The sequence below is a fragment of the Wolbachia endosymbiont of Drosophila bicornuta genome (assembly GCF_028982105.1).
Lineage (GTDB): Bacteria > Pseudomonadota > Alphaproteobacteria > Rickettsiales > Anaplasmataceae > Wolbachia > Wolbachia pipientis.
Map to the genome: position 1 here is coordinate 1 of NZ_JAPQLF010000078.1, position 24,636 is coordinate 24,636.

At 35.3% G+C, this 24,636-nt stretch carries 25 protein-coding genes and 2 pseudogenes; 18 read left to right on the plus strand and 9 right to left on the minus strand.

The window, feature by feature from the left end; genetic code table 11:
* On the minus strand, positions 1 to 814 hold an 814-nt coding region (locus tag OZD68_RS01990; RefSeq protein ID WP_275008717.1), incomplete at its 3' end, for an IS4 family transposase.
* A gap of 339 nt (positions 815 to 1,153) precedes the next feature.
* A complete protein-coding gene (gatA, locus tag OZD68_RS01995) occupies positions 1,154 to 2,623 on the minus strand; it encodes an Asp-tRNA(Asn)/Glu-tRNA(Gln) amidotransferase subunit GatA (protein WP_182309423.1) in 1,470 nt (489 codons plus the stop codon).
* Between the two features lie 389 nt (positions 2,624 to 3,012).
* Here gatA and mtaB point away from each other — a divergent pair, with 389 nt between their 5' ends.
* Together mtaB and OZD68_RS02005 are read left to right on the plus strand one after the other, a co-directional pair.
* Complete coding sequence (mtaB, locus tag OZD68_RS02000) at positions 3,013 to 4,239, plus strand: tRNA (N(6)-L-threonylcarbamoyladenosine(37)-C(2))-methylthiotransferase MtaB (protein ID WP_010082135.1); 1,227 nt, start codon at positions 3,013 to 3,015, stop codon at positions 4,237 to 4,239.
* Positions 4,240 to 4,305: 66 nt separating this feature from the next.
* A complete protein-coding gene (locus OZD68_RS02005; protein WP_182309413.1) occupies positions 4,306 to 5,217 on the plus strand; it encodes a P44/Msp2 family outer membrane protein in 912 nt (303 codons plus the stop codon).
* Positions 5,218 to 5,224: 7 nt separating this feature from the next.
* On the opposite strand, the gene OZD68_RS02010 is transcribed toward OZD68_RS02005, so the two are convergent.
* Positions 5,225 to 6,712, minus strand: a complete 1,488-nt coding sequence (locus OZD68_RS02010; protein ID WP_259365993.1) for a type II secretion system protein GspD — start codon at positions 6,710 to 6,712, stop codon at positions 5,225 to 5,227.
* Positions 6,713 to 6,846: 134 nt separating this feature from the next.
* Positions 6,847 to 8,211: an ankyrin repeat domain-containing protein gene (locus OZD68_RS02015; RefSeq protein WP_182309411.1), complete on the minus strand. Its 1,365-nt coding sequence runs from the start codon at positions 8,209 to 8,211 to the stop codon at positions 6,847 to 6,849.
* 533 nt (positions 8,212 to 8,744) lie between these two features.
* On the opposite strand from OZD68_RS02015, the gene OZD68_RS02020 reads away from it, so the two are divergent.
* Positions 8,745 to 8,972 (plus strand): hypothetical protein, encoded by a 228-nt coding sequence (locus OZD68_RS02020; RefSeq protein WP_275008873.1) that lies wholly within the window; start codon positions 8,745 to 8,747, stop codon positions 8,970 to 8,972.
* An 86-nt stretch (positions 8,973 to 9,058) separates the two neighbouring features.
* On the opposite strand, the gene OZD68_RS02025 is transcribed toward OZD68_RS02020, so the two are convergent.
* A complete protein-coding gene (locus OZD68_RS02025) occupies positions 9,059 to 9,733 on the minus strand; it encodes a septal ring lytic transglycosylase RlpA family protein (RefSeq protein WP_182309410.1) in 675 nt (224 codons plus the stop codon).
* A gap of 26 nt (positions 9,734 to 9,759) precedes the next feature.
* Between OZD68_RS02025 and murC the strand changes: the two genes are divergently transcribed.
* From murC to fumC, 5 genes are all read left to right on the plus strand, one after another.
* Positions 9,760 to 11,256, plus strand: a complete 1,497-nt coding sequence (gene murC, locus OZD68_RS02030) for a UDP-N-acetylmuramate--L-alanine ligase (RefSeq protein ID WP_182309409.1) — start codon at positions 9,760 to 9,762, stop codon at positions 11,254 to 11,256.
* 4 nt (positions 11,257 to 11,260) lie between these two features.
* Positions 11,261 to 12,535, plus strand: coding sequence for a phosphopyruvate hydratase (gene eno, locus OZD68_RS02035; protein WP_182309408.1), 1,275 nt, complete (start codon positions 11,261 to 11,263; stop codon positions 12,533 to 12,535).
* Positions 12,523 to 13,545, plus strand: coding sequence for an Obg family GTPase CgtA (gene cgtA / locus OZD68_RS02040; protein WP_182309407.1), 1,023 nt, complete (start codon positions 12,523 to 12,525; stop codon positions 13,543 to 13,545). Before eno ends, cgtA begins: the two co-directional genes overlap by 13 nt.
* Entirely contained in the window at positions 13,526 to 13,756 is a 231-nt protein-coding gene (locus tag OZD68_RS02045; protein WP_231115872.1) for a hypothetical protein, read from the plus strand. Before cgtA ends, OZD68_RS02045 begins: the two co-directional genes overlap by 20 nt.
* 368 nt (positions 13,757 to 14,124) lie before the next feature.
* Positions 14,125 to 15,519: a class II fumarate hydratase gene (fumC, locus tag OZD68_RS02050; protein WP_182309406.1), complete on the plus strand. Its 1,395-nt coding sequence runs from the start codon at positions 14,125 to 14,127 to the stop codon at positions 15,517 to 15,519.
* A gap of 194 nt (positions 15,520 to 15,713) precedes the next feature.
* Here fumC and grxD read toward each other — a convergent pair whose 3' ends face one another.
* On the minus strand, positions 15,714 to 16,037 hold the full coding sequence (grxD, locus tag OZD68_RS02055; RefSeq protein ID WP_182309405.1) for a Grx4 family monothiol glutaredoxin: 324 nt from the start codon (positions 16,035 to 16,037) through the stop codon (positions 15,714 to 15,716).
* A gap of 15 nt (positions 16,038 to 16,052) precedes the next feature.
* Positions 16,053 to 16,271 (minus strand): BolA/IbaG family iron-sulfur metabolism protein, encoded by a 219-nt coding sequence (locus OZD68_RS02060; protein WP_006280012.1) that lies wholly within the window; start codon positions 16,269 to 16,271, stop codon positions 16,053 to 16,055.
* A 164-nt stretch (positions 16,272 to 16,435) separates the two neighbouring features.
* Between OZD68_RS02060 and OZD68_RS02065 the strand changes: the two genes are divergently transcribed.
* Entirely contained in the window at positions 16,436 to 17,308 is an 873-nt protein-coding gene (locus OZD68_RS02065; RefSeq protein WP_182309404.1) for a P44/Msp2 family outer membrane protein, read from the plus strand.
* Positions 17,309 to 17,322: 14 nt separating this feature from the next.
* Here the strand turns inward: OZD68_RS02065 and OZD68_RS02070 are convergent, their stop codons facing one another.
* Entirely contained in the window at positions 17,323 to 18,645 is a 1,323-nt protein-coding gene (locus tag OZD68_RS02070) for a malic enzyme-like NAD(P)-binding protein (protein WP_182309422.1), read from the minus strand.
* A 134-nt stretch (positions 18,646 to 18,779) separates the two neighbouring features.
* On the opposite strand from OZD68_RS02070, the gene pgsA reads away from it, so the two are divergent.
* From pgsA to OZD68_RS02110, 8 genes and pseudogenes are all read left to right on the plus strand, one after another.
* On the plus strand, positions 18,780 to 19,322 hold the full coding sequence (gene pgsA / locus OZD68_RS02075; RefSeq protein ID WP_182309403.1) for a CDP-diacylglycerol--glycerol-3-phosphate 3-phosphatidyltransferase: 543 nt from the start codon (positions 18,780 to 18,782) through the stop codon (positions 19,320 to 19,322).
* Positions 19,323 to 19,433: 111 nt separating this feature from the next.
* Complete coding sequence (locus OZD68_RS02080) at positions 19,434 to 20,042, plus strand: hypothetical protein (protein WP_259365991.1); 609 nt, start codon at positions 19,434 to 19,436, stop codon at positions 20,040 to 20,042.
* Between the two features lie 123 nt (positions 20,043 to 20,165).
* Positions 20,166 to 20,375 carry a hypothetical protein gene (locus tag OZD68_RS02085; protein WP_259365990.1) on the plus strand — a complete coding sequence of 70 codons (210 nt, stop codon included), beginning with the start codon at positions 20,166 to 20,168 and terminating at the stop codon, positions 20,373 to 20,375.
* A 60-nt stretch (positions 20,376 to 20,435) separates the two neighbouring features.
* On the plus strand, positions 20,436 to 21,143 hold the full coding sequence (locus OZD68_RS02090) for an outer membrane protein assembly factor BamD (RefSeq protein ID WP_182309402.1): 708 nt from the start codon (positions 20,436 to 20,438) through the stop codon (positions 21,141 to 21,143).
* 59 nt (positions 21,144 to 21,202) lie between these two features.
* Entirely contained in the window at positions 21,203 to 21,937 is a 735-nt protein-coding gene (locus OZD68_RS02095; protein ID WP_182309401.1) for a YebC/PmpR family DNA-binding transcriptional regulator, read from the plus strand.
* Positions 21,934 to 22,872, plus strand: a complete 939-nt coding sequence (locus tag OZD68_RS02100; RefSeq protein ID WP_182309400.1) for a M23 family metallopeptidase — start codon at positions 21,934 to 21,936, stop codon at positions 22,870 to 22,872. The genes OZD68_RS02095 and OZD68_RS02100 overlap by 4 nt, the downstream gene beginning before the upstream one ends.
* A gap of 7 nt (positions 22,873 to 22,879) precedes the next feature.
* Positions 22,880 to 23,724 (plus strand): annotated as a pseudogene (locus tag OZD68_RS02105) (SPFH domain-containing protein).
* 39 nt (positions 23,725 to 23,763) lie between these two features.
* Positions 23,764 to 24,090 (plus strand): annotated as a pseudogene (locus OZD68_RS02110) (thiamine diphosphokinase); the annotation flags it as partial.
* 40 nt (positions 24,091 to 24,130) lie between these two features.
* Here OZD68_RS02110 and OZD68_RS02115 read toward each other — a convergent pair.
* Positions 24,131 to 24,265: a hypothetical protein gene (locus OZD68_RS02115; RefSeq protein ID WP_275008880.1), complete on the minus strand. Its 135-nt coding sequence runs from the start codon at positions 24,263 to 24,265 to the stop codon at positions 24,131 to 24,133.
* Between the two features lie 64 nt (positions 24,266 to 24,329).
* On the opposite strand from OZD68_RS02115, the gene OZD68_RS02120 reads away from it, so the two are divergent.
* Positions 24,330 to 24,602, plus strand: coding sequence for a hypothetical protein (locus OZD68_RS02120; RefSeq protein ID WP_275008882.1), 273 nt, complete (start codon positions 24,330 to 24,332; stop codon positions 24,600 to 24,602).
* Positions 24,603 to 24,636 lie beyond the last annotated feature (34 nt).

Sequence of the window (24,636 nt, forward strand, 5' to 3'; positions counted from 1 at the left end):
TATACTGTTCTTCAGTTAGTTTCTGACATATAATTCTTACTCTAATTTTTGCTTCTTTTCCTAACAATACCTCGTTTTCTAAAAATAACTTATCCTCTAAACATTCTAATAACTCCATTTTTTGATTTGTTTCTACATCATATATGTTGGTATCGGATTTATAACGACTTATGAAATAAGCTCCTATTTCATTGATTTGTTTAAAAGAACTTGGCACAAAATAACCGAGATCAGATATTAGCAAATCATTGCTTAATATATTACTTAAATGTTTCCTATATCCCTGGTCTGATCTTACCCACTCCGTTAAATTAAGTTGGTCTATTATCTGATTCATGTAGTCGAAAACTAATTGTAACTTTATTCCAGACTTAGTATTGCTTTCATAGCCACTGTAGCTAGTACCATAACCTTTATACATCTCTTCCATACTGTTAGGTAGAGTAACATAGCTACTGTCCAATAATTTAACACTATTAAATTGCTGTAAGATTTTGCAATCAACTTGCAAGATATTTTTAAAGAGAATCACAGATTCATTATACATCCTTTTCATAAATTCCACTGCTTCTTCAGTAAATCTAAAATCCAAACCTTGTTTTGTTATATCTATCGAGTCCTCGTTTAGTAATTGACACATTGTTTCTACGCTACAATTATCAACTCCTATATTACCCAAGACCATGGCTTTTACGCATGATGAACCTTTTAGCTTTCTCTTTCTTTTTATAAACCTTGTTGTAATTGAGATTTCCTCTGCTTTTTCATTAAAAAATTCTTTGAGCTTTTTTGATAAGCAAGTTATTTTATTCATTGGTTCTCTCACTAAAAGTATATCTTGGAGAACTTATACCTTATTATTCTATCTCTTTCATACCTTTATTTCCTTAACTTGACGCTTATGGTTTAATTATAGCTCTTTTTACAATAATCCGAACAGATCATAATATGCTACTGCTCTACCATAGCCATAAGCACATATCTTATCCTATTCGGACTATTGCGAGAAGTGCTATAAGTGTGAACTGTTACACGAAAATTTTGTAAACAGATTAATATACCCTGTTTTTGCTATTCATCTAAAAATGGAACCATAGAGTACGTTGAGGAGCGTAAGCAAATTTTAATGCAAAAATTACTATCAAAAAATAGATTATGCAAGAGGTCTAATTATTCTGCCGCAATTTTGCTCTATCACACTTGCCACATTTAATATTCCGGCTTCATCATAATAATTTCCAATCACTTGCAAGGCAAGTGGTAAACCCTCATTGGAGAGCCCAACAGGAACAGAAATAGCAGGCAATCCTGCCAGATTTGCCGGCACAGTAAACACATCATTGATGCACATAATTAGCGGATCTGGCTTTTCATTTAAGCCAAAAGCTTCTGTTGGAGCAGATGGCATAAGTATGTAATCTATTTTTTCAAACGCTTTTATAAAATCATTTCTGATTAATGCCCTGATACACTGTGCTTTTTCGTAATATTCATTGTAATGACCTGAGGAAAGCGCATAAGCGCCAATTAAAATTCTTCTTTTCACCTCTTTACCGAAACCTTCTGCTCTTGTTAGTGAATACATTTCTTCAAGGGTATCAGCATCAACCCTGAACCCATAACGCACACCGTCATAACGAGCAAGATTGGATGAAGTTTCAGCAGAACAAATTAAATAATAGACTGGTATTGCATATTTAGTATGTGGCAGAGTAACGTCAACAACTTCAGCGCCATTTTCTTTTAAATAGGAAGCAACTTTCTCCCAATTATGGACTATTTCCTCTGAAATTCCATCCATCCTATATTCTTTTGGTATACCAATACGCTTACCCTTGACATCACCATTTGTAAAGCTAGAAAATTTAGGCACTGGCTTTTCGCTTGATATTGAATCTTTTGTATCATAGCTACAGATTGCTTCCAGCATTAATGCTGAATCAGAGACAGAACGAGTAATGACTCCTGCTTGATCTAGAGAACTCGCAAATGCAATCATACCAAAACGCGAGCATCTTCCATAAGTTGGCTTTATTCCAACCACTCCACAATAAGCTGCTGGTTGGCGCACAGATCCACCGGTGTCACTCCCTAGTGCTCCAGCGCATAAAAATCCAGCCACCGATGCTGCAGATCCACCAGATGATCCACCAGGAACAACTTTTTCCCCATCGCTTTTTCTAATCCACACATTTTCAACAGGGCCAAAATAGCTATTTGTGTTCGCAGAACCCATAGCAAATTCATCCATATTAAGCTTACCGAGCATGGCTGCTCCACTTTTTAAAAGCAAGTCAGACACCGTAGATTCGTAAGTCGGAACGAAATTTTCCAGCATTTTTGAGCATGCTGTTGTTTTTATTCCTTTTGTACAGAATAGATCTTTGATGCCAACTGGTACACCCATGAGCGGCGAGATTAAATCATCCTTTTGCCTAGAGAAATGTTCATCTGCAGCTTTAGCAGCTTTCATTGCTATCTCTGGGGTTTTTGTTATAAATGCATTTAATTTCTCATTTTCAACCGCACTGATGTGCCCCTCTACGAGTTCAACGGCAGAAAAACTCTTTTTTTTGAGCCCGTCATGCATTTGTGTAATACTTAACTTTCTTAGTTCATTCATCAATATTTAATTTTTAGCAAGACGTTAATTATAACATGGCACGATAAAAAATCCATACATTTATAGTTACAGCTAGAAATGTAGCTAAGGTAACTTAGATTCACCGACAATCGTCATCCCGCTACTTGTTAGCGGCTAAGAGATACCGCAGCGGTATGACGTAGAAGCTATACTTTTATACTCACCAACTCAGTATCCAATCCGGATTGTATCTTAAAAAGGTCAAAAGACTATAATAAGCAAAGGAGTGATACTGTGTCTGAGTGAAAATCGTTGAGATCCCAGTGTCTGCTGCTTGCATAGCATTTATTTACAAAAAAATAGTCATGCAAGAGACTTTGCTTGGATATTTGATATAATTTAGGTCTATTAAAGCAAAAAATACTAACATGAATGAAGTGATAACATTTGGTTGTCGTCTAAATTTTTACGAGAGCGAGTTAATCAAAGAAGCATTAAAAAAAGCAAAGAGAGAAAATGTTGTTGTGGTGCATAGCTGTGCAGTGACAAACGAAGCAGAACGTCAGGTAAAGCAAAAGATACGTAAGATTTACAAAAATGATCCAAATAAAGAAATTATCGTAGTTGGTTGTGCTGTTCAGTTGGATCCAGAAGTTTACAGTAGCATTCCTGGTGTAAGTAAAGTGCTTGGTAATCAAGATAAGCTAAAAGCTGAAAATTACTTACTAAATGACGATAAAATCTTGGTCAGTGATAACCAAGTAGAACCTGTTCTAATTAATGGATTTGAAGATAAGTCAAGGGCATTTATTGAAATTCAAAATGGTTGTAATCATAGCTGCACATTTTGTTCAATTACTGAGGCAAGAGGGAATAATCGATCTGTGCCAATAAACAGTATTATAGAGCAAATCAGGATCTTTGTAGAAAATGGATATCAAGAAGTAGTGTTTACAGGGGTTGATATTACTGACTTTGGTACAGATTTGTTGGGTAAGCCATCACTTGGTTCAATGATTAGGAGAGTTTTAAAGGATATACCAGAGTTGAAGAGGCTAAGACTTTCCTCTATCGATGTTGCTGAAGTTGACGACGAATTAATGGATTTAATAGCTAATGAGTCAAGACTTATGCCTCATTTACATTTGAGTCTACAATCTGGTAATAATTTAATACTAAAGAGAATGAAGCGTCGTCACAACAGAGAACAAGTGATAGAATTTTGTCATAAAATGAAGAGCTTGAGGCCTAATATAGCATTTGGCGCTGATATTATTGCTGGATTTCCAACAGAAACTGATGAAATGTTTCAGGATACAGTTGATTTACTGAAAAAAACAAATATAGTTTACCTACATGCTTTTCCATATTCAGAGCGGAAAAATACACCTGCTGCACGAATGCCACAAGTACCAGAGAATGTGCGTAAAGAACGAGTAAAAAATTTAAGAGAAGTAAATAAAGAAATTATGAGCAGTTTTTGTCAATCCTTGATCAACACTAAGCAAAGTGTTCTGGTTGAGCAAAATAATGTCGGTAGAGCAGAAAATTTTGCATTAATAAAGCTTGAATCAAAAGCTCAAGCCAAGAGTATTGTGAAAGTTAATGTTAAAGGAGTGGAAAATAATTATCTAATTGGAAATATTTTTTCTTAATTTTTGTACATTGAAGAAATATACGATATAGTAATTATACTGTAAATGATAATTGTGAATTCATTTATGATAACTAGAATATCTATTACTTTATTTTTGATTTTCATTTCATGTGTCTATTTTTTTATTACTTATATTAGTAATGATACACACATTGAGCAAGTACAACCCTTAAAATTAGAAACAGACAATAATAAAAGTGTGATACGTTCTGAGGAGGTTACTGCAAAAGAAACACCAATAAAATATCAAGAACTTGAAAGTAGTCCACCTTCTGTTTTCCAAGTAGCTGATCAGAAAAATATGTGGTCACGTATTGCAGATCAAGCTGAGCCTACAAAAGAAAAATCAAAAAAACTTGATTTTTATGTTAGCGCTAACGGTGGTAAGGTATACCATGATAATTCAGAAATATTTGTAAAGGGTATACAAGAAATAGGAAAAAGAGTCCTAACTTTAGTTGAAAGTCATTATGGTTTTATAATAAAAAATATAGTGGCAGATGAAATTAAAAGTATACAGCAATTTGATGGTAAAATTGATTTCCAGTGGTTTAGCAGCATGTCTTTAGGTTACTATGCTGGAGAAAATGGTAAAATTGATTTTGAAGCCGCGTATTCTATAGCCAATATTGAAGATAGTAATTCTCCTACGGTATTTGATAAATCAGCAGGTATATTTGCGTTTTTGTTAAACTTCTATTATAATCCCAGCGTTCAGGATACACAATTTGCTCCGTACATCGGTCTTGGTATAGGACCAACAGTTTTTAGATTAAAAAGGATTAATGGGTCACCCCAAAATTCAATGCCACTGAATGTTCCTTGGTTTGCTTATCAAATAAAACTTGGTGTTGATTATTCAATAATCCCAGAAATCAAAACCTTTCTCGGCTATCGTTACTTTAGCGTTCCGGTACCTGTTGCAGATGACATATCTACTCACAATATTGAAGTTGGTTTGATATTTAATTTTTAGTGATAATTTAATATATATATAAATTCTTATCTTTTCTATCTAACAAACCAAATGTTGGTACGATTGTTGCTTTTAAAAAAATGACAGTTTCTACTGTTCTAATATTATTCGCTAGCCTTTTTGATTTCTGATGCAATAAGCTTTGCTTATCTTCTCTATGTTCTATAAGCCCGCCGATTACCATAATTTCACCGCTCTTAATTTTTAACATAGAGTTCATTTCTCTGATTTCAACAATTGGAATGTCGCTATTTAATTTCATTTTACTCTGCTGTGCGACGTACTCTATATCTGGATCTTTAGTGTAGCCGTTAATTCTTGATAAAGTTGGATGTATATCCATGAATATTTCACTAGTATCAATGTTAATGCTTGGGTGGATTATTAGCACAACACCTATTGGGACGCTATTCATCTTGGTAATTAAGGTCTGATTAGAGTTTCTAGTATCTTTTTGTATATCGGAGGTAAAATAAATATGGTTTTTAGTAAATGAAATCATCGCTTGCTGATTATTTATAGCATGTACTCTGGGGCTTGAAATTACAGTTGAAGTGCCAAATTTGTCTAAATTTTTTACTAAATCTCCTAGATCATTTGCACCAAAGTTCATTGCTAGGTTAATAATGGAGTTATCTTGATTTATTATAGACTTAGTTCCATCTTGTAAGTCATTTAAGTTCATACCAGAAAGGTATTTGTCATCTAGCACAACTTCAACTATTTTTGCCTCTATCATTACTTGAGAAGACGCTAACTTCTTAACCTTATTAATATATTCTTCAACAGCTTTGTGGATATCTTTTCTAGCATTCAAAATAATAACACCAGCTTCTCTGTTGGATGAAAGGAATTCGCCATCATCCACCCCGTTAACATCCATTATTGCATTCAAGCCTTTTTCTAATGAATTCCATAAGTCACTACTGTATTGAGACTTCATAACATTGTTATAGTCCCTATCAACGTTACTTCCATCATTGTTAGTAATATTGTTATTAATGACGAAACTGCTTTGAGAAGAATGTTGAATATTGATGAAGTCTACGTAATAATTTTGTGCGTATGGCAAGTCCTGCTCAATTCTAATTACACCATTACTTGTTGAGTAACGCAGTTTGGCGCTATTTGCTATACTCTGAATTACTTCGTTTATATCCTTATCTTTTAGCTTTAAAATAATATTACCCGATATTTTTGGGTCCATATCCAAGTTAACGTCAGAAAGTTTTCCTATATCAATCAGCAAATCCTTTACTGATACTTCTTCACTAACATTAATAGAAATAAGCTGATTACTGATTGTGAGATCGGGAAACTCTATTGGTAAAGGCATAATTTCTGGTATTGCCGATTCATTAATCTCCAAAGAGGTGTTATATTGTTGCAACGGATAATCGTGCTTATAATTGTCTATGTTAATAGGATATTGCTTGGTAGGTAGATGTGTGCAAGAAATAATGAAGAGGAGTATTAAGCATTTAAAAATAGCCATTAGAACAGCATACAAAATCTATACTAATAGATTTCTATAAAAATATTAAAAATGTATTTAATCTCATTTTCATCGAGCAGATAATTGTCGTGTATTAGCTTTGGCTATGTATTTTTTGTATACTCTTCTTGTACTTAAATGTAGACCAGCATAGCCCTAATTTTTTTATATATTTTACTTCTTTCTCTGTATTTAATAATAGGCTTGAAAATAAATGGTAAGCCTATAATTGTTAAGCTTAGAGCTAGGGTTGAAAGTATACAACAGGCTTTGTGTTTACTATGTAGCTCTTTCAGGTAAAGCATAAAAAATCTACAAAATTTTTTGTAATTTTCTTCGATGTTTTTTTTGCTATGAGCCTTGCTAATGAACATATCTATTGCGGTATGACCGTTATTGCACTTAATGTTAAGGTCTGCACCTTTTTCTGTTAACAACTGAGCTATATCAAAATAATCCTTTTGAACAGCAAGATGTAGAGGTGCAAAACCTTGTTGCTCACAAATGTTCATATTGGCTCTAACTTCCAATAACATTTTCACAATTTGTGTATGGCCTTTTTTAACTGCGAGTAGCAAGGGAGTTCTGTTACATTTAGTAACAGCATTAACGTTTACCTTAAGCTTCAATAAGAGCTTAACTGTTTTAGTGTTACCATTATGGCTAGCTTTATGCAGCCTAGCGTTACCATTAAAATCTTGATCGTTTGCTTCTATTCCCTTTGAAACAAGAAATGTTACCATTTTTCTATTATTATGCTCAATAGCGCAATCTAACGCATCAAAACCATGGTTGTTTTTTGTGCAAAAAAACTCTTTAAGTTTAATTTTATCGTTACTTGCTTGCTGTTTTTTTGCAATAAGTTTTACTATTTGCATTTTGTTGTTATACGCTGCTAGGAAAAGCGTAGTGTTATTTTCTGCATCTTTGGCTTCTATATTTGCACCTTTCTTTATCAGATATTCTATAATTTCTGCTCTGCTGTCATAATGTGCGGTGCATTGATAAATGGTTAAAAACAAAGGAGTACGAAAATTGTTATCTTCACATTCGAGATTTGCTCCGCTATCAATTAAAATTTGGACGCTTTTTTTAGAACCGTATAGTGAAGCTATATGAAGAGGAGTATAGCCCTCTTTGGCATCTTTTTCATTAATTTTTGCGCCTTTTGTTATCAAAAAATCTATTAATTCCGTGTCATCTTGTAGTGCAGCAAGGTGCAGTGGAGTGAATCCATTTTTATCCTTGGAATTAATTGTCAGTTGGTTAACAAAAAGTTTAGCAACTTTCTTGTGTCCATGCATAATGGCGTAATGCAGAGGGTTTCTATTTTCGTTGTCTACGACATTGAAATCAGCTTCGTGCTCTAGTAATGACTTTACTCCAACTAAATCTCCTTCTTTTGTGAACTTATGCAAGAGAGTGATTCCACTTGCATCTTTTGAGTTAATATCAAATCCATTTTCTACTAATTGGTTTATATCTTCCTCACGCGCCATATCACTTAAATCTCTAATTAAACTCTTTTCGCGTTAATAATACTCCTACTTGATTAAGTCTAAATGAATCTGTGAGAAATGGCTAGTGCATTCTTGCATAACAAACTTTTGGCAGCGCATTGGATGAAACGAAAAACTTACTTGACAAACTCCGCCAGCCCTCTTATCATGAAACTGAAGCTATTTATTTATCTTCGCAATCTCTGCGGTGGATTAATGATAAAAAACTTAATGTATTTGGCGTAAGTCATGCTTAATTTTTTGCACTATGTGCACCTCGTGTCTTTATAAAACTTTTAGGTTTCTACCTATACAGGCCGAAACGCGCTTATAAAGTGTTTAAGACAGTAAAAGACGTCAAATAGACAAGGGAGAATTTGAATACTAGCTACCCTAGGGTTTCTTTGCCTTTTTTTTTATTTGGTAAATTTCTTAACATTTATAGCTAAACGACAACTGTCATTCCTGTAAAGGTCAAGTATCCCGCTACTTGTTAGCGGGATCTAGAGATACCGTGACGGTATGACGTAGGATTGCTGTCATTCTGCTACTTGTTAGCGGCTGAGATACCGCGAATGAATCGCGGCATGACGGTTCGCGGTGGCATGACGATAAGCTCGTCATCCCGCTACTTGTTAGCGGCTGAGATACAGCGAATAAATCGCGGTATGACGGTTAGCGGTGGCGTGACGATAAGCTCGTCATTCCGCTACGTGTTAGCGGCTAAGAGATATCGCGGTGGTATAGCTATAAATTGTTGATATCTTTTTTATATCACATTTTTAACTTACAATAGTTAGCCAGCGTTCCTTACATTAACCAAATCTTTCAAATTCTGCACTCACCACTACCTATAACTCACTTTCACGCAATATTGATCGTTCTTAAAAAGCAATCTAACATTTTTTATTCCTTGATTGCGAAGCTTTGATGCAGCTGATTTAGCAGCCTGAGCACTTTTAAAAAATGCAATATATCCCTTACTTTCTGCACTGTCTTGTTTCGGATGACGTTTCTGCATTTCTTTTTCATATTCCTTTCTGTAATGAGGAGTATTTTGTATCAATTGTTCTGACATCTTTCTTAGGTATTGAACTTTTACTTTTGCAAGCCCAGATTTATGAAATCCTAAGACTTGAGCTGCTTTTTCTGATAAGTCTATTATTCTGCCTTCAATAAAAGGCCCTCTATCGTTAACCCTTGTAACAAGCTTTCTTCCATTTTCTAAATTAGTGACAAGAACAAAGCAGGGTAAGGGCAAAGTCTTATGCGCTGCAGAGATCAAGTGACGGTTAAACGCTTCACCATTTGCTGTAAGTGTGCCATGATCTTCTATTCCATACCACGATGCTATCCCTATCTCTTCATAGTGTTTACAGTTTTTTGGATAATAAGTTATACCATTTATTGTGTAGCTGCTGCCAATTTTATAATGACCTGCAGTGCAGTTAAACCTGTTGCTAAAACTGCAGCTACTTATCAAAACAAATATTAGACATAGAAAGGTTAGGTTTTTTATCATTGTATTCGGTAAGAGGGTTCGATACTATGAGGATTTTAAATTATACTATAATAAATTTAGTAATGAGTAAACATCTACTGCTAAATATTAACAAAACTCAAAAAGGAATAATACATATTATTGGTATAGGTGGAATTGGAATGAGTGCCATTGCTGAAATTCTTCACAATTCCAATTACAAAGTTCAAGGTAGTGATGCACAATCAAACGACAATATAAATAGGTTACAAAAGCTGGGTATAGAGGTTTATATTGGTCACAATGCTGATAATATAAGCCAAGCTCAAATAGTTGTACATTCTTCTGCGATAGAATCTGATAATGTGGAGTTAATTGCGGCAAAAAATAACAATAAAACCATTTTGCATAGATCAGACATACTTGCTGAACTTTTAAGAGATAAATATGTGATAGCGGTTTCAGGTTCGAGCGGAAAGACAACAACAACCGCTATGATTGCTTCCATTTTTGATCATTCTGGCATTGATGCGACTGTAACTGTAGGAGGGATATTAAATTCCTATAAGAGCAACTTCAAACTTGGAGGGAGTGACACTTTTCTGATCGAGGCTGATGAGTCTGATGGAACTATGCTAAAAATCCCTGCAAAGATTGCTGTCATAACAAGTATTAACAATGACCACATAGATTATTACGGCACATTTGATAATATCAAAAATGCATTTTCCCAATTCGTGAATAATGCAGGTTCTGCAGTTTTACCTGATTCTGTAGACATCGATTATGATGCGGGTAATTCTATAACGTTTGGGTTTGAGAATGGTAGCATAAGAGCCAGCAACATTAAACAGCATGCTAACAGCATAGAATTTGATGTGTTGAACAACTGGATTCCAGCATTACGTGCTGGAATGACAAAAGGAAAGTGTACAGAGATGTCATCCCAGTGCGTGACACTGGGATCCAGCCCTTTAAAAAACATAGTACTATCAAATGCAATTGGAATTCACAAAGTAAGCAACGCCCTAGCTGCAATATCAGTTGCGATAAAGCTCGGAATTAGCGATGCAGATATTAAAAAAGGCCTTTTGGAATTTCAAGGAGTAGCAAGAAGATTCTCTTTGATTGCCGATATTAAAGGTGTTAAGTTAATTGAGGATTATGCCCATCATCCAAATGAAATATATGCAACTTTAACGGCTGCACGTTCGATTACTAAAGGAAAAGTAATAGGAATTATCGAACCACTTCGTTTTGCCCGCATTCGTAATTTTTTTGATGAATTCATACGAATTTTCATGATGTTTGATTATGTCATCCTCACTCCTGTTCATCCACCAGAAGACAAGCCTATTCCTGGTTGTGGGATTGATGATATACAAAAAGCTTTAATCAGTAATGGATTTAATAACACAAAAATTATGAATGATGCTTTGCTCATTTCACATTTTATTAGTGATTCGACAAGTCCAAGTGATATAGTATTATTTATTGGTGCTGGTAGTAATATAGCTAAATTGGCAAAGGGAACTGCAGCACTTATTGCGGAAGTTAAGGTTTAATGTAATGAATAAGATAATCAATAACGTATTTGCAAGAGAAATTTTAGATAGCAGGGGTTACCCCACTATTGAGGTAGAAATTGAGCTCTGTGATGGTGCAATAGGCAGGGCATCTGTACCTTCTGGAGCTTCAACCGGTAAATTAGAAGCCTTGGAACTCAGGGACCAAGATGAGAAAAGGTATTGTGGTAAGGGAGTGCTGAAAGCTGTTCAAGCTGTAAATGGGATAATAGCAGATGAAATCATTGGAATGAATGCAGCGGACCAAAATGCAATTGATAAAGCATTAATTGAACTGGATGGAACAAAAAATAAATCTAAACTTGGAGCAAATGCAACTTTGGGTGTGTCTCTTGCGGTTGCAAAAGCAGCAGCAAACAGCTTCAATATGCCGCTCTACAGATATTTGGGAGGAGAGCAGATGAGTGTTATGCCGGTTCCACTCATTAACATAATTAATGGTGGAGTACATGCAGACAATAAGCTCGATTTCCAAGAATTCATGATTCTTCCGGTCGGTGCTGAGACTTTCAGTGAAGCTATCAGAATATCTGCGGAGGTGTTCCACAACTTACGTAGCATTCTTAAGAAAAAAGGTTATAGCACAAACGTAGGAGATGAAGGTGGTTTTGCACCAAATATTGAAAGCACTGAAGAAGCACTTGACTTGATCATATACGCTATAGAATCAGCAGGTTATTCAGCGCAAAGTGATTTTGCACTGGGCCTTGATGTTGCTTCATCTACTTTTTATGAAGATGGAATTTACGAATTTGAAAGTAAGGGGCTTACTTCAGAAGAGTTGACTGAATATTATTGTAATCTTGTGAAAAGATATCCAATAATTTCTATAGAAGATGCAATGAGTGAAGACGACTATGAAGGTTGGAAATTACTTACTGCAAAATTGGGGAGTAAAATTCAATTGGTTGGGGATGATTTGTTTGTTACAAATTGTGAACTGATATGCAAAGGAATAGAGGAAAAAATGGCAAATGCTGTACTGATCAAGCCAAATCAAATAGGGACGTTAACAGAAACTTTTGCTGCTATTGAAATGGCAAAATCAAATGGCTATAAAGCTGTTGTTTCTCATCGCTCAGGTGAAACAGAAGACACAACAATATCTCATATAGCAGTTGCGTCAAATTGCGGGCAAATAAAAACCGGGTCGCTATCGCGTTCTGATAGACTCGCGAAGTATAATGAGCTAATGAGAATAGAAAGCACGTTAGGAAAGGATGCTAAATATTATCGTGGGTTAGCATGGGTTTTATAGACGAAGTAAAATTGTGTTTAAAAGCCGGTGACGGTGGTGATGGCTGTGCAAGTTTTCGTCGAGAAAAGTTCGTTGAATTTGGTGGTCCAAATGGTGGTAATGGAGGAAAGGGTGGAAACATAGTTTTCATCAGCGACGCTAATCTCAACACTTTGCTTCATTTTCGTTATAGAAGACACATTAAAGCAGATAGTGGAAAAAATGGTGCAGGCAGGGATAGATCTGGCACAGCAGGGAAAGACGTTATACTTAAAGTTCCAGTCGGTGCACAAATAATTGATGAAGAAAGTGAAGAGATAATAGTAGACCTTGACAAGCCTGGTATGGAATTTCAAGTAGCACAGGGTGGAAAAGGTGGACTTGGAAATACTAATTTTAAATCTTCTACTAATAAGGCACCAAGACATTTTACTTACGGTCAGCCTGGGGAAGAAAAACATGTATTATTAAAACTAAAAGTTTTATCAGATGTTGGAATTATTGGCATGCCAAACGCAGGTAAATCAAAATTTTTGACTCGCTGCTCAAATTCCGATACAAAAGTAGGCGATTATCCATTTACCACCGTAAGACCTCATTTAGGCATGGTAAAAGTGGATGATAGCGAAGTTATAATAGCAGATATTTCTGGAATAATTACTGATGCTCACCTTGGAGTTGGGCTCGGGCATAAATTTTTAAAGCACATAGAAAGGTGTCAAATTTTACTTCATTTAATCGATGTAACTCACGATGACGTTGTTTCGGCTTATAGTTGTATCCATAATGAATTGGAGCTTTACAATAGTGATCTTGTTGAAAAAGAAGAGATTGTAGTATTAAACAAATGCGACTTATTGAGGGAAGCAGAAATTCTGGAAAAGAAGAATCACCTAGCTAATTATCTCAATAAAGAAGTGCTGTGCTTATCAATTAATGGTGATTTACAGCCTATTTTAAGATTATTAAGTGAAAAATTGAAAAAGAGTAATTCTAAGGAAATCGATGTATATGATCCTTTTAAGATGTGAATTTCATTTATTTTATCATATAACTAGAATATATTTGTACGAACATTTGTTTTTGTTAAACACAACAAATCCCAGTGTCAGCTACTTGCATCTACCACACAACTGTACGAACATTGCAATTTGCAGGCAGTTTGCGTGGCAGATGGTGTCATCCCAGTGCCCAGACACTGGGATCCAGCCTTTTCATAATCATCAAAACGTTGTATTTTAACATAAAACGGCTACTTTTATGCTTACCAACTTAATAAAATTTCTGGATCCAAGTGTCAAGCACTGTGATGACATCATAGGGGCGCTGGGATGACACCCTCCTGCTAGACAATGTTCGTACAGTTGTACATCTACCATGCAAGTTATAGCTCTTTTTACAATAATCCGAACAGACCGTAATATGCTACTGGCCTGCTATAGCCATAAACACATATCTTATCGCATTCGGACTATTATAAGAAAGGCTATACCTGAAAATTGCAATGTTCGTACACTTGACTACTTGGATCTAGTATGATTTAATTAACCAAGAAGTAGGCATGAAAAAATTATGTAGTGAACCAGTTTGCATAACACCAGGAGGAAAATATGGATAGAAAGACGAGAATAGAATCAGACAGCTTAGGGGAAGTAAAAGTACCAAGTGAACATTACTGGGGAGCGCAGACTCAGCGTTCTTTAGAAAATTTTAAGATTGGCACAGAAAAAATGCCAGAGCCTCTGATTAAAGCATTAGCAATAGTAAAGCTTGCAGCAGCACATGTTAACATGAAGCAGGGTAGCATAGATAATAAGGTAGGGGACGCAATCTGCGCAGCCGCAAAGGAAGTAATAGATGGCAAATTTAATAATGAATTTCCGCTTGTTGTTTGGCAAACCGGATCCGGAACGCAGACTAATATGAATATGAATGAAGTGATCAGCAATCGCGCAATAGAGATTTTAGGTGGTAATTTGGGTAGTAAATCTCCGATACATCCAAATGATCATGTGAATTATGGTCAGTCGTCAAATGACACCTTTCCAACAGCAATGCATATAGCAGCAGCAGAGCAAATAAACTGCTTGCTTATTCCAAATCTTGAAAAATTGCATAAGGTGCTGGATAATAAGGTTCAGGAATTTAAAGATATAATAAAAGTAGGACGTACTCATCTGCAAGATGCAACGCCCCTAACACTAGGACAGGAGTTCTCTGGCTATGCAGTCCAGATTAAAAAGGGGATAGAGAGAGTAAAATCAACTTTAAGTGATATATATGAGCTTGCACAAGGTGGCACTGCAGTTGGCACGGGACTCAATACTAAAAAGGGTTTTGCTGAAGATTTTTCAAGCCAAGTTGCAGAAATTACTAACCTTCCATTTACTTCAGCAGGCAATAAATTTGAAGCGCTAGCAGCAAATGATGCTTTAGTTGAGCTCAGTGGAACACTCAATACAGTAGCAGTCAGTTTAATGAAAATTGCAAATGATATAAGGTTGCTTGGTTCTGGTCCAAGATGCGGAATTGGGGAAATAATGTTACCGGAAAATGAGCCTGGTTCTTCAATTATGCCAGGTAAAGTGAATCCAACTCAGTGTGAAGCGGTGACTATGGTATGCACTCAAGTTATGGGAAATCATGTTGCTGTAACCATTAGTGGTTCAAACGGTCATTTTGAATTGAATGTGTTTAAGCCAGTGATAATTTACAATGTTTTGCAGTCTATAAGACTTTTAGCTGACGCAAGTTTAAATTTTACAGAAAAATGTGTAGTTGGTATTAAAGCAAATGAAGAGAGGATAAAAGATTTACTGAATCAGTCGTTGATGTTGGTCACTATATTAAATACGCATATAGGGTACGACAATGCAGCAAAAATGGCGAAGCTTGCTTATAAAGAAAATATCACTCTAAAAGAAGCAGCAGCAAAACTTCAACTCCTCACTGAGGAAGAGTTTGAAAGGATAGTGAAACCAGAAGAAATGGTAAATTATTTGTAACCGCTCACACTTAATTCTTCAATCTCACTAATAGAAAGGCCAGTAAACTTGACGATAGTGTTAACATCAACATTATTATCTTGCTTTGTCTACCTTATTTTGCCGCTCCCCTGAACGGATACGGTTTAAGACATAAGATCCTTTTTCATAGCAATACTACGTTATCCAGCGTCTGGGCACTGGTTTCTTGGTACTTATTCCGCAATAATTTTTTTTTCCTTCAATAAACTTTGCAGTTCGCCTTTTTCGTACATCTCGCGAGTGATGTCGCAACCACCAATAAACTCTTCCTTTATATATAATTGTGGAATTGTTGGCCAATCAGAAAACTTTTTTATAGATTCACGTATTTCATCATTCTCCAACACGTTAATATACTTAAACTTCACGTTCAATTTTTTTAGGATTGACACGACGAGTCCAGAGAATCCGCATTGAGGAAAATCAGAAGTGCCTTTCATATACAATACCACATCATTTTCTGTTATATCTTTTTTTATTTGTCCAAAATTGCTCATAAATTCACCTTATTTTTAAGTATTAGTTTCCAGTTGCAAGGCGTGTATAGACTGACCTTCCAGAGCTTTATATACCATTTTATGCTGTTCTATTTTTGTCTTTCCAAGAAAACACTTGGAGTTTATTTTTAAATGATAATGGTCATCATCTCCAGCAAGATCATGAATCTTTATATCAGCGTCGGGGAACGATTGTTTGATGATCCTCTCTAATTCGTGAATTGCAATAGTCATTGATTTGCTTTAAATTACAATACTTTCATTATAAATCTAAAACGATTGAGCGCAATAAAAAGTTGCTATCACAAAAAATAGAAGCATACTATAATAATGGAATGACAAGTTATGCAGGGAGGCTTTGTGGTGGGCGAAAGATTTAAATTCACATATCTTTGGTTTTGCTAACTTTTTCGTTTAGGTCCTTATCTTACGATGATAAAATAAATAACTTAGAGAATGTTTACATCAAAGCTAAATATTTTGGAGAATTCTTCAATGCAATAGGTTCTCTAGAAGGAAAAGAAGATGCAGGTGACAATATAACAGAGGGGGTTTTTAGTTTTAATAAGAAGGAGCGAATTGAAGCTGGATACAGTCCTAAATATGTTCCAGGGTTTGCCGTTAGTGCTGCAATAGGGTATTTATTCAAAAATATGAGAGTTGAGTTTGAAGGCTTATATTCTCAGACTAACTTGTATGATGAAGATTATTCAGATAAGAAAAAAGCAAGATATATTGAACTTCGTCGTCACAATGATGCGTCTACTGGAGCGGAATGCAATTCACCTTGGAGAAGTGGAAAGGTTGATATTCACATTCAAGAAAATTGTAGTGTTGAAGCAGAGTTCAGAGCTGCATTTAAGATGAAAAATGAAGGTTTTAATAACTTAGCTGGAATGGTCAATGTATATCGTGATTTTAATATAGCAAAAATGCCATTCACCACATATGTTGGTATTGGTGCAGGTGTAACTAGGGTTAAATTTCTAGGAAAAACCAGATATGCCTTGGCTTACCAAGCAAAACTTGGTATCAATCACCAACTTACAGCACAAACTCAAGCATTTGCTGGTTTACGCTATTTTGGTATCCTTGATAACCAATTTAAAGATATTGTACCAGGAATAAAGATACTAGCTGGTGAAGGATATACTCCTGCCGGTGGAGGAAGTAAGGTTGATGAAACTGCACGTGTTGAATCAACAACTGCAACCATTACCAATAGGTTTGGCATATATGGCTTAGAGTTTGGGTTGGTTTATCACTTTTAACTTTATCCAATAAATTACATATGTGAAGATAGTAAATTCAGAGTGCTGAGAACATTAGAAAGACGAGATTTTAATTGATTTTCATATTTACTCCAATCTTGTATTGCATTTCTTGCAACACCTGAATCAACTGCGGCTTTTGCAACAGCAGGAGCTACTATAGAAATTAATCTTGGGTCAAATGGAGTAGGTATTATATATTCACGTCCATAGCCCATTTTACGACCGCCATAGACTGCAGATATCTCACCTGGTACTGGCTCACGGGCAAGCTTTGCTATTGCATCTGCAGCTGCAATTTTCATTTCATCATTTATTGTTGTTGCATGTACATCAAGTGCCCCTCTAAATATATAAGGAAAACCCATTACGTTGTTGACTTGGTTGTTGTAATCTGACCTACCAGTTGCAATTATTGCATCTGGCCTCACAGATTTTGCAAACTCAGGCCTTACTTCTGGATCGGGATTGGCAAGAGCAAAAATAATCGGGTCTTTGCCCATACTCTTTAACATCTCTTCATTTAACACATCTTTTGCAGATAGTCCGATGAATACATCATCGCCTTTTATTGTATCAAGTAGAGAACGTTCGGAAGTATCAATTGCATATTTTTCCTTCCACTCATTCATGTCCTCGTTTCTACCTTTGTATATTACTCCTTGCTTATCACACAGCACTATATTTTTAGCGCCCATGGACTTTAGTATTTCTAAACATGCAATACCGGCTGCTCCAGCACCATTCATAATGATCTTAACGTCCTCTAATTTCTTTCCGACAATATCAAGAGCATTTTCTATACCAGCTGCAACAACCACTGCAGTTCCATGCTGGTCATCATGGAACACTGGAATATCCATCAGTTCATTCAGACGTTTCTCTATTATAAAACAATCGGGAGATCTTATATCCTCCAAATTTATCCCACCCCAACTTGGCCCAAGGTACCTTACTGCATTGATAAAATCTTCTATATTTTCTGTACCAACTTCTATATCAACTGCATCAATATCAGCAAAACGCTTAAATAAAACAGCTTTGCCTTCCATGACAGGTTTTGCAGCAAGAGGACCGATATTACCAAGTCCAAGCACTGCAGTGCCATTTGAAATGACAGCAACACAGTTGCTTTTTGCCGTATAATCATAAACAACCTCAGGATTTTTAGCTATTTCAAGGCACGGAGCTGCAACGCCAGGGGAATAAGCAAGTGACAAATCATACTGGGTAGATAAAGGTTTTGTTGGCATGATCGAAATTTTACCAGGTTTACCACCTCTACTGTGATAATTAAGTGCCTCTTGTTTTGTGGTACTATCTAAATCATCGTTCATCATTACATCATTATATTTTAAGCTTGTATTTTTTAAGTATATGGAGTTTTTATAAATGTTCAATTGTAAACTATTAGCTTGTGAACTCTGGTGTACTTCTGTATAAGTTTACCTACTACGTAGAATGGTATTACATGCTTAAGAAAAACGTGCCTAATTTGCTTACAATTTCTCGTGCGCTTGCAGTACCAGCAATAATATTAAGTTTTTATATAGAAAATAAATATGCAGGCCTGATAACAGTATCAATCTTTGTGTTTGCGTGCATTACGGATTTTTTTGATGGTTACTTGGCGCGTGCGTGGAAAGTCCAATCAAAATTTGGCAAGCTATTTGATCCAATTGCTGATAAATTAATAGTGGTTTCAACGATAATTATGCTAGTTTATAAGCAGAAGATAAATGATTTTACAATAGTACCATCGATTATCATCATCTGTAGGGAGATATTAGTCTCGGGTTTGCGGGAGTTTTTGATAGCTACAAATGTTAGTCTACCTGTAAGCAAAGCTGGAAAAATTAAAACATTTCTACAGATGGTTGCTGTAGTAGCGCTAATAATGAACGATTATTATATGATTCAATATACAGGTGCGATTTGTTTATGGGTTGCAGCTATTATAACTATGTGGTCAGGCTATAATTATATCCTAGCCGGCATCAAACAGATTGATTAAATCTCCTAGGAAATAGTTAATAGACAAGAGTAGTTAATATCTTAGTGATGTTGACTCAGAAAGCAAAAAGGTGTATAATTGTATTAACTTACAACTAATTAGGTTAATATTATGAAAATACCTAGTGGCAAATTTTCTTCTACTAAAAAGGTTCCAGGAAAGAATAAGAAAAAAAGAGATTTTGAACCATTAGAAGAGTTTTTTTGGGATTTTTGGCCAACAGTTGATAAAGAAGTCAAAAGAGAAAGGCTAGAACAGGAACTATTAGCACTAAAAAAAAGAGAGCTATATAGAAAATGTGCATCATTGGCAACAATGGTCCCATTTACATTGCTGATGGCGATTGAACTGGAAAAAACATATAGCGATCAGGTATTACTTGGCTTGATAAGTGGCGCGCTAAGCCACACTATATTACCTTTTACAGTCTTATCTCTTATTTGTACGCTATATTTAATTTACAATAATAGGAAGATAGCACAAAAAGAACGAGAGTTGGAGATTATTGAAAATGGAGAGGAAGTAAAGGAAAAAGAGCACAATATTTCTGATATAGGTCAGTGTTTGATCTATATTGAGGCTATAACAACTGCACTGGTTATTGTAGGTATGATAATGGGTGAAACATCTTCACTTGAAGCAGCAGAGGATGCAATTTTATTTCTTGCCAATGCAATTGCTTTTCTTGCAACTCTTGTTTCTTATATTGATAAGCATTAAAAAAATAAGAAAAAGGAAACAGAAAAGTCTGATCTTGATGAGAAATCTAGCAAGAAAACTAGCAATATATCTGTAGCCGGATTGGCGCTTGCTGGTTCTTCTGTATTTTTAATAAGAAGGATAATGTTAATAGCATTAGCATCGTCCTTAAATCCTGCTGTTGGACCTACTTTAGGCTTGATAGGTATTGCAATTTTTGTGGCTGTACAGGTCTTAACTATACATTCCTACAGTAAGACGCTGAAAGATCCAAAAGTGGAAGGACGAGGTGAATCAAGAAATGCAGGTAGTTCTGACCGTAGTTATAAAGAAGAAGGACCGGCTATTGCCTAAGAAATTTATTTATTTAAGTAATATTTAGGTCTATACTTTATTTTGATCGAAAAAAATCTTATGTATAAGACTTTAATCACGTGCTTTATTTTCCTAATTTGCTCCTTTACACAATCGTATGCGGATGATCTTGAAAAAGCTGAAACTGAACTATATGAAGAAGCAGTTGAACTTTTTGACCAGAAAAAATATAAACAAGCTATTAGGGCATTTCATAAGATAGAGGATTTGTATCCTTTTTCTTATTGGGCAATGAAAGCAAAATTATTATCTGGGGTCTCTCACTATAATATTGGTAACTATAGCAGTGCTGCAAGTGATATGGCTGATTATATATATGTTTATTCAAATGGTGAAGATTTACCATATGTATACTACTTAAGGGTATTATCTTATTACATGCAAATTAATAAAGTGCAACTTGGACAGCAAACTGCATATAAAACTTTAGAGCTAGCCACTGAGTACATTAATCTCTTTCCAGGCAGCGAATATGTAGACGAGATAAAGGAAAGAGCAAAATTAATCACAGAACATATATCAACAAAAGAGTATTCTATCGGTAAATTTTACCTGAGGCGTGGTGAATATTTAGCAGCAATTAAGCGTTTCCAGAATATGGCAAGCTATAAGGATTCTAAATATTTTTCTAAGTCTATTAACTATTTAGTAGAAGCCCATTCAGCCCTTGGCCTTGACTTAGAAGCTGAGCAGTATGAAAGTATGTTATTAGCAGAAAACCTGCAAGATGCCAAGCCAGAGGCTTGAAAATTTGCTTTAGCTTTTTCTATGCTTTGATATATAATTAGGTTTTTAACTATTTGAATATGGCTGGTCATTCACAATTTTCAAATATAAAACACCGGAAAGGTGCTCAGGATGCAAAGCGCTCTCAAAAATTTACGAAGCTGATTAGAGAAATAGCAGTTGCTGCAAAGCAAGGGCTACCCGAACTCAACCCGCGCCTTCGCTCTGCCATATCTGCTGCACGCAAGGAAAATCTACCAAAAGATAAAATAGAAACAGCAATAAAAAATGCAACTGGTAACGTTGCTGGAGAAAATTACGAGGAAATACAATATGAAGGTCATGGGCCTTCTGGCACTGCACTCATTGTCCATGCCTTGACTAATAACCGCAACCGTACTGCTTCTGAGGTACGTTATATCTTTTCTCGTAAAGGTGGAAATTTAGGAGAAACAGGAAGTGTTAGTTACCTTTTCGATCATGTAGGCTTAATCGTCTATAAAGCAGAAGGTATGAATTTTGACGATTTATTCAGTCATGGAATCGAATTAGAAGTATTGAATGTTGAGGAAAATGACAAAGAAGGATTACACGTTATAACTTGTGAAATAAAAGATTTTGGTAAAGTACGCGATGCCTTTTATGCAAAATTCGGAGAACCAGAACTTGCTCGTCTTTCATGGCAGCCAAAAGATCTAATTGAAATTAGCGATAAAGAGTTGATTGATAAATTATCTGCATTGGTTGAAGAGCTGGAAGATAATGATGATGTACAGTATGTGGAAGGTAATTTTACTTTTGTTGATAAGCTATGAGGCTGGTAATATTTGTATTGCTTTGTATTTTACCAGCATATGCTACTGAAACATCAACAGATCTTGCACAGCCATTCCAGCATGGAATCAGAAAAAAAAAAGCTACTTTGACGACAGAAAGTGATAGAAAGTTGTTATTCATATCCAGTACCATAAAATCTTCCTTTTTTGCCACGGAATGGTTGGCGCCAAATACAGTGGTGAAATTGATCAACATATATAAAGATTTCGGTGTTGATTTTAAAAAAGACATTGTGCCGAAGAGTAAATTGGAGGTTCTTTTTGAGAGATTGCCTAATAATCAGAAGACTGAAGAAAAAATTTTATATGCTTCACTGACAATAAACAAGAAAGCTATTAGTTTATATCATTATAAATCGCAAGACGGCAAAGAAAGGTATTTTAATAAAGAAGGAATAAGCTTAAAAAATGGCGAAATTTTTGCAAATCCTTTAAATGGAGATTATCGCATATCCTCAAAATTTGGCAATAGAAAGCATCCTGTTCGCGGTAAAATTGCTTTTCACAAAGGAGTGGATTATGCAGCTAAACTTGGCACTCCCATATACGCTGCTGCAGAGGGTGTGATAGAATATATAGGAAAGAATGGTGGCTATGGAAATTACATCAAAATAAAACACAAAAATGAATATTCAACCTGTTACGCGCATATAAGTAGATTTAGTGGCGATATAAAGTTAGGCTCTAAAGTAAAGCAGGGGCAGATCATCGCTTATGTTGGTAGCACTGGTGTTGCAACAGGACCCCATTTACATTACGAAGTTATATATAATGGCAAACACATTGATCCGCTTACGATAGCACATAAAACTGAAGTAAAATTGCCTGATAATGAATTAAGAGAGTTTAAACTATTTGTAAATAAGATAAACAAAACGATCAACAGAGAGAGTTCAAGTGAAAAAGAAGTTTAAAGACAATATGGATAAGAATACGATAAACGATAGAATTTGAGTCAAATTCGGGCTTTTCCTGTACTAATAGCGCTAGGATTAATTTTATCGCTGCTTTTTTTGGCATATGACAGCACAATTGCACTTGGAGTTGCTGCCGTTTCAATTTTGACTTTTCTTCAAGGATTTTTTATTAATTACCCTAATGAAGCAAGAGTGATAGAATTTTTTGGTCATTATATTGGAACTTATTTTAAGTCTGGAATATGTGTAACGCTTCCCTTTTCAAGCAAATATATAGTTTCCCTAAAATTTCAGAATATTAACACAGAAAAAATAAAAGTTAATGATGCCAATGGAAGTCCAATAGAGATTTCAGCAGTAATTGTTTGGAGAGTGAGCAGTCCTGCAAAGGCGTATTATAATGTTAACAACTATCACGAATTTGTTTTTGTACAAAGTGACTCAGTAATAAGAGAATTAGCTAGTAACTATCGGTATGACAGCGAAAGCGATGAGGAATCTTTACGTAAAAATTCTGATAAAATTTCGAGTGAATTGCAGTCAATGTTACAACAAAGATTAGATATTGCAGGAATTGAGATTACAGAAGCGAGAATATCGCATTTGGCGTATTCGTCCGAGATTGCACAAGCAATGTTAAGGCGTCAACAAGCACATGCTATCACTTCTGCAAGAAAGCTTATAGTGCAAAATGCAATAGGAATTGTCGAGGAAGTAATAGCTCATTTTGAAAAAAACAAAAGCTTACAATTAGATGGCAAGCAAAAGGTTCAATTGATAAATAATTTGTTGGTTGCCCTAATCTCTGAGCAAGATGCACAACCAACGATTAGTTTGGATAATAATTAGTATAATTGCTAATATCGGTTATTCAAAAATGTTATTACGATGCAAAAGCTTCGTGAAGCATTTCATAATCATGTACTACATTGTAGCATACAACAACAATATCGTTCTATTGTTGTGCTAAATGGGGAAATACCTGATTCATCGTTTTTTAAACGAGATATACCTATTATTGCTGTAGATGGAGGAGCAAACAAGCTTCTATCAATTGGCGTAAAACCTGATCTTGTAGTAGGAGATTTGGATAGCGTAAATCTGGATTTACGTGCTAATTTGAATACGATATATCTACCTGATCAAGATTATTGTGACTTTTCTAAAGCCATAGCCCATTTAAAGACAATGAAGTTACTGCCATCGATAATAACAGGTATTACTGGAGGAGCAATTGATCATATACTACAAAATATTAACGTTTTTCTAAGTACAGATAGTATCTTTTACACACCTTCACCTCCCATGGTAGGTTACACTTTATAGCACTTCTCGCAATAGTCCGAATAGGATAAGATATGTGCTTATGGCTATGGTAGAGCAGTAGCATATTATGATCTGTTCGGATTATTGTAAAAAGAGCTATACAAAAAGGTATTACCCATTTTTTTTCTTTGCCAAAAAATACTAAAATATCTTTACTTGGTATACCGAGAGCTCAAATATCAACCAAAGGATTAAAATGGGAACTGCACCTTAGTAATCTTGCTTTTCCGGGAAAAAATTCTTGCTTTAATCGAAGTTTAGGCAATAAGGTATCCGTAGAAGTACACAGTGGTATATGTCTAGCAATGATTTATTTAGAGACAGTAGATGATGCTGCAAGACATCATGTGCGTCAAGTTGAGAAGTATAGCTCTTTTTACAATAATCCGAACAGATCATAATATGCTACCGCTCTACCATAGGCATAAGCACATA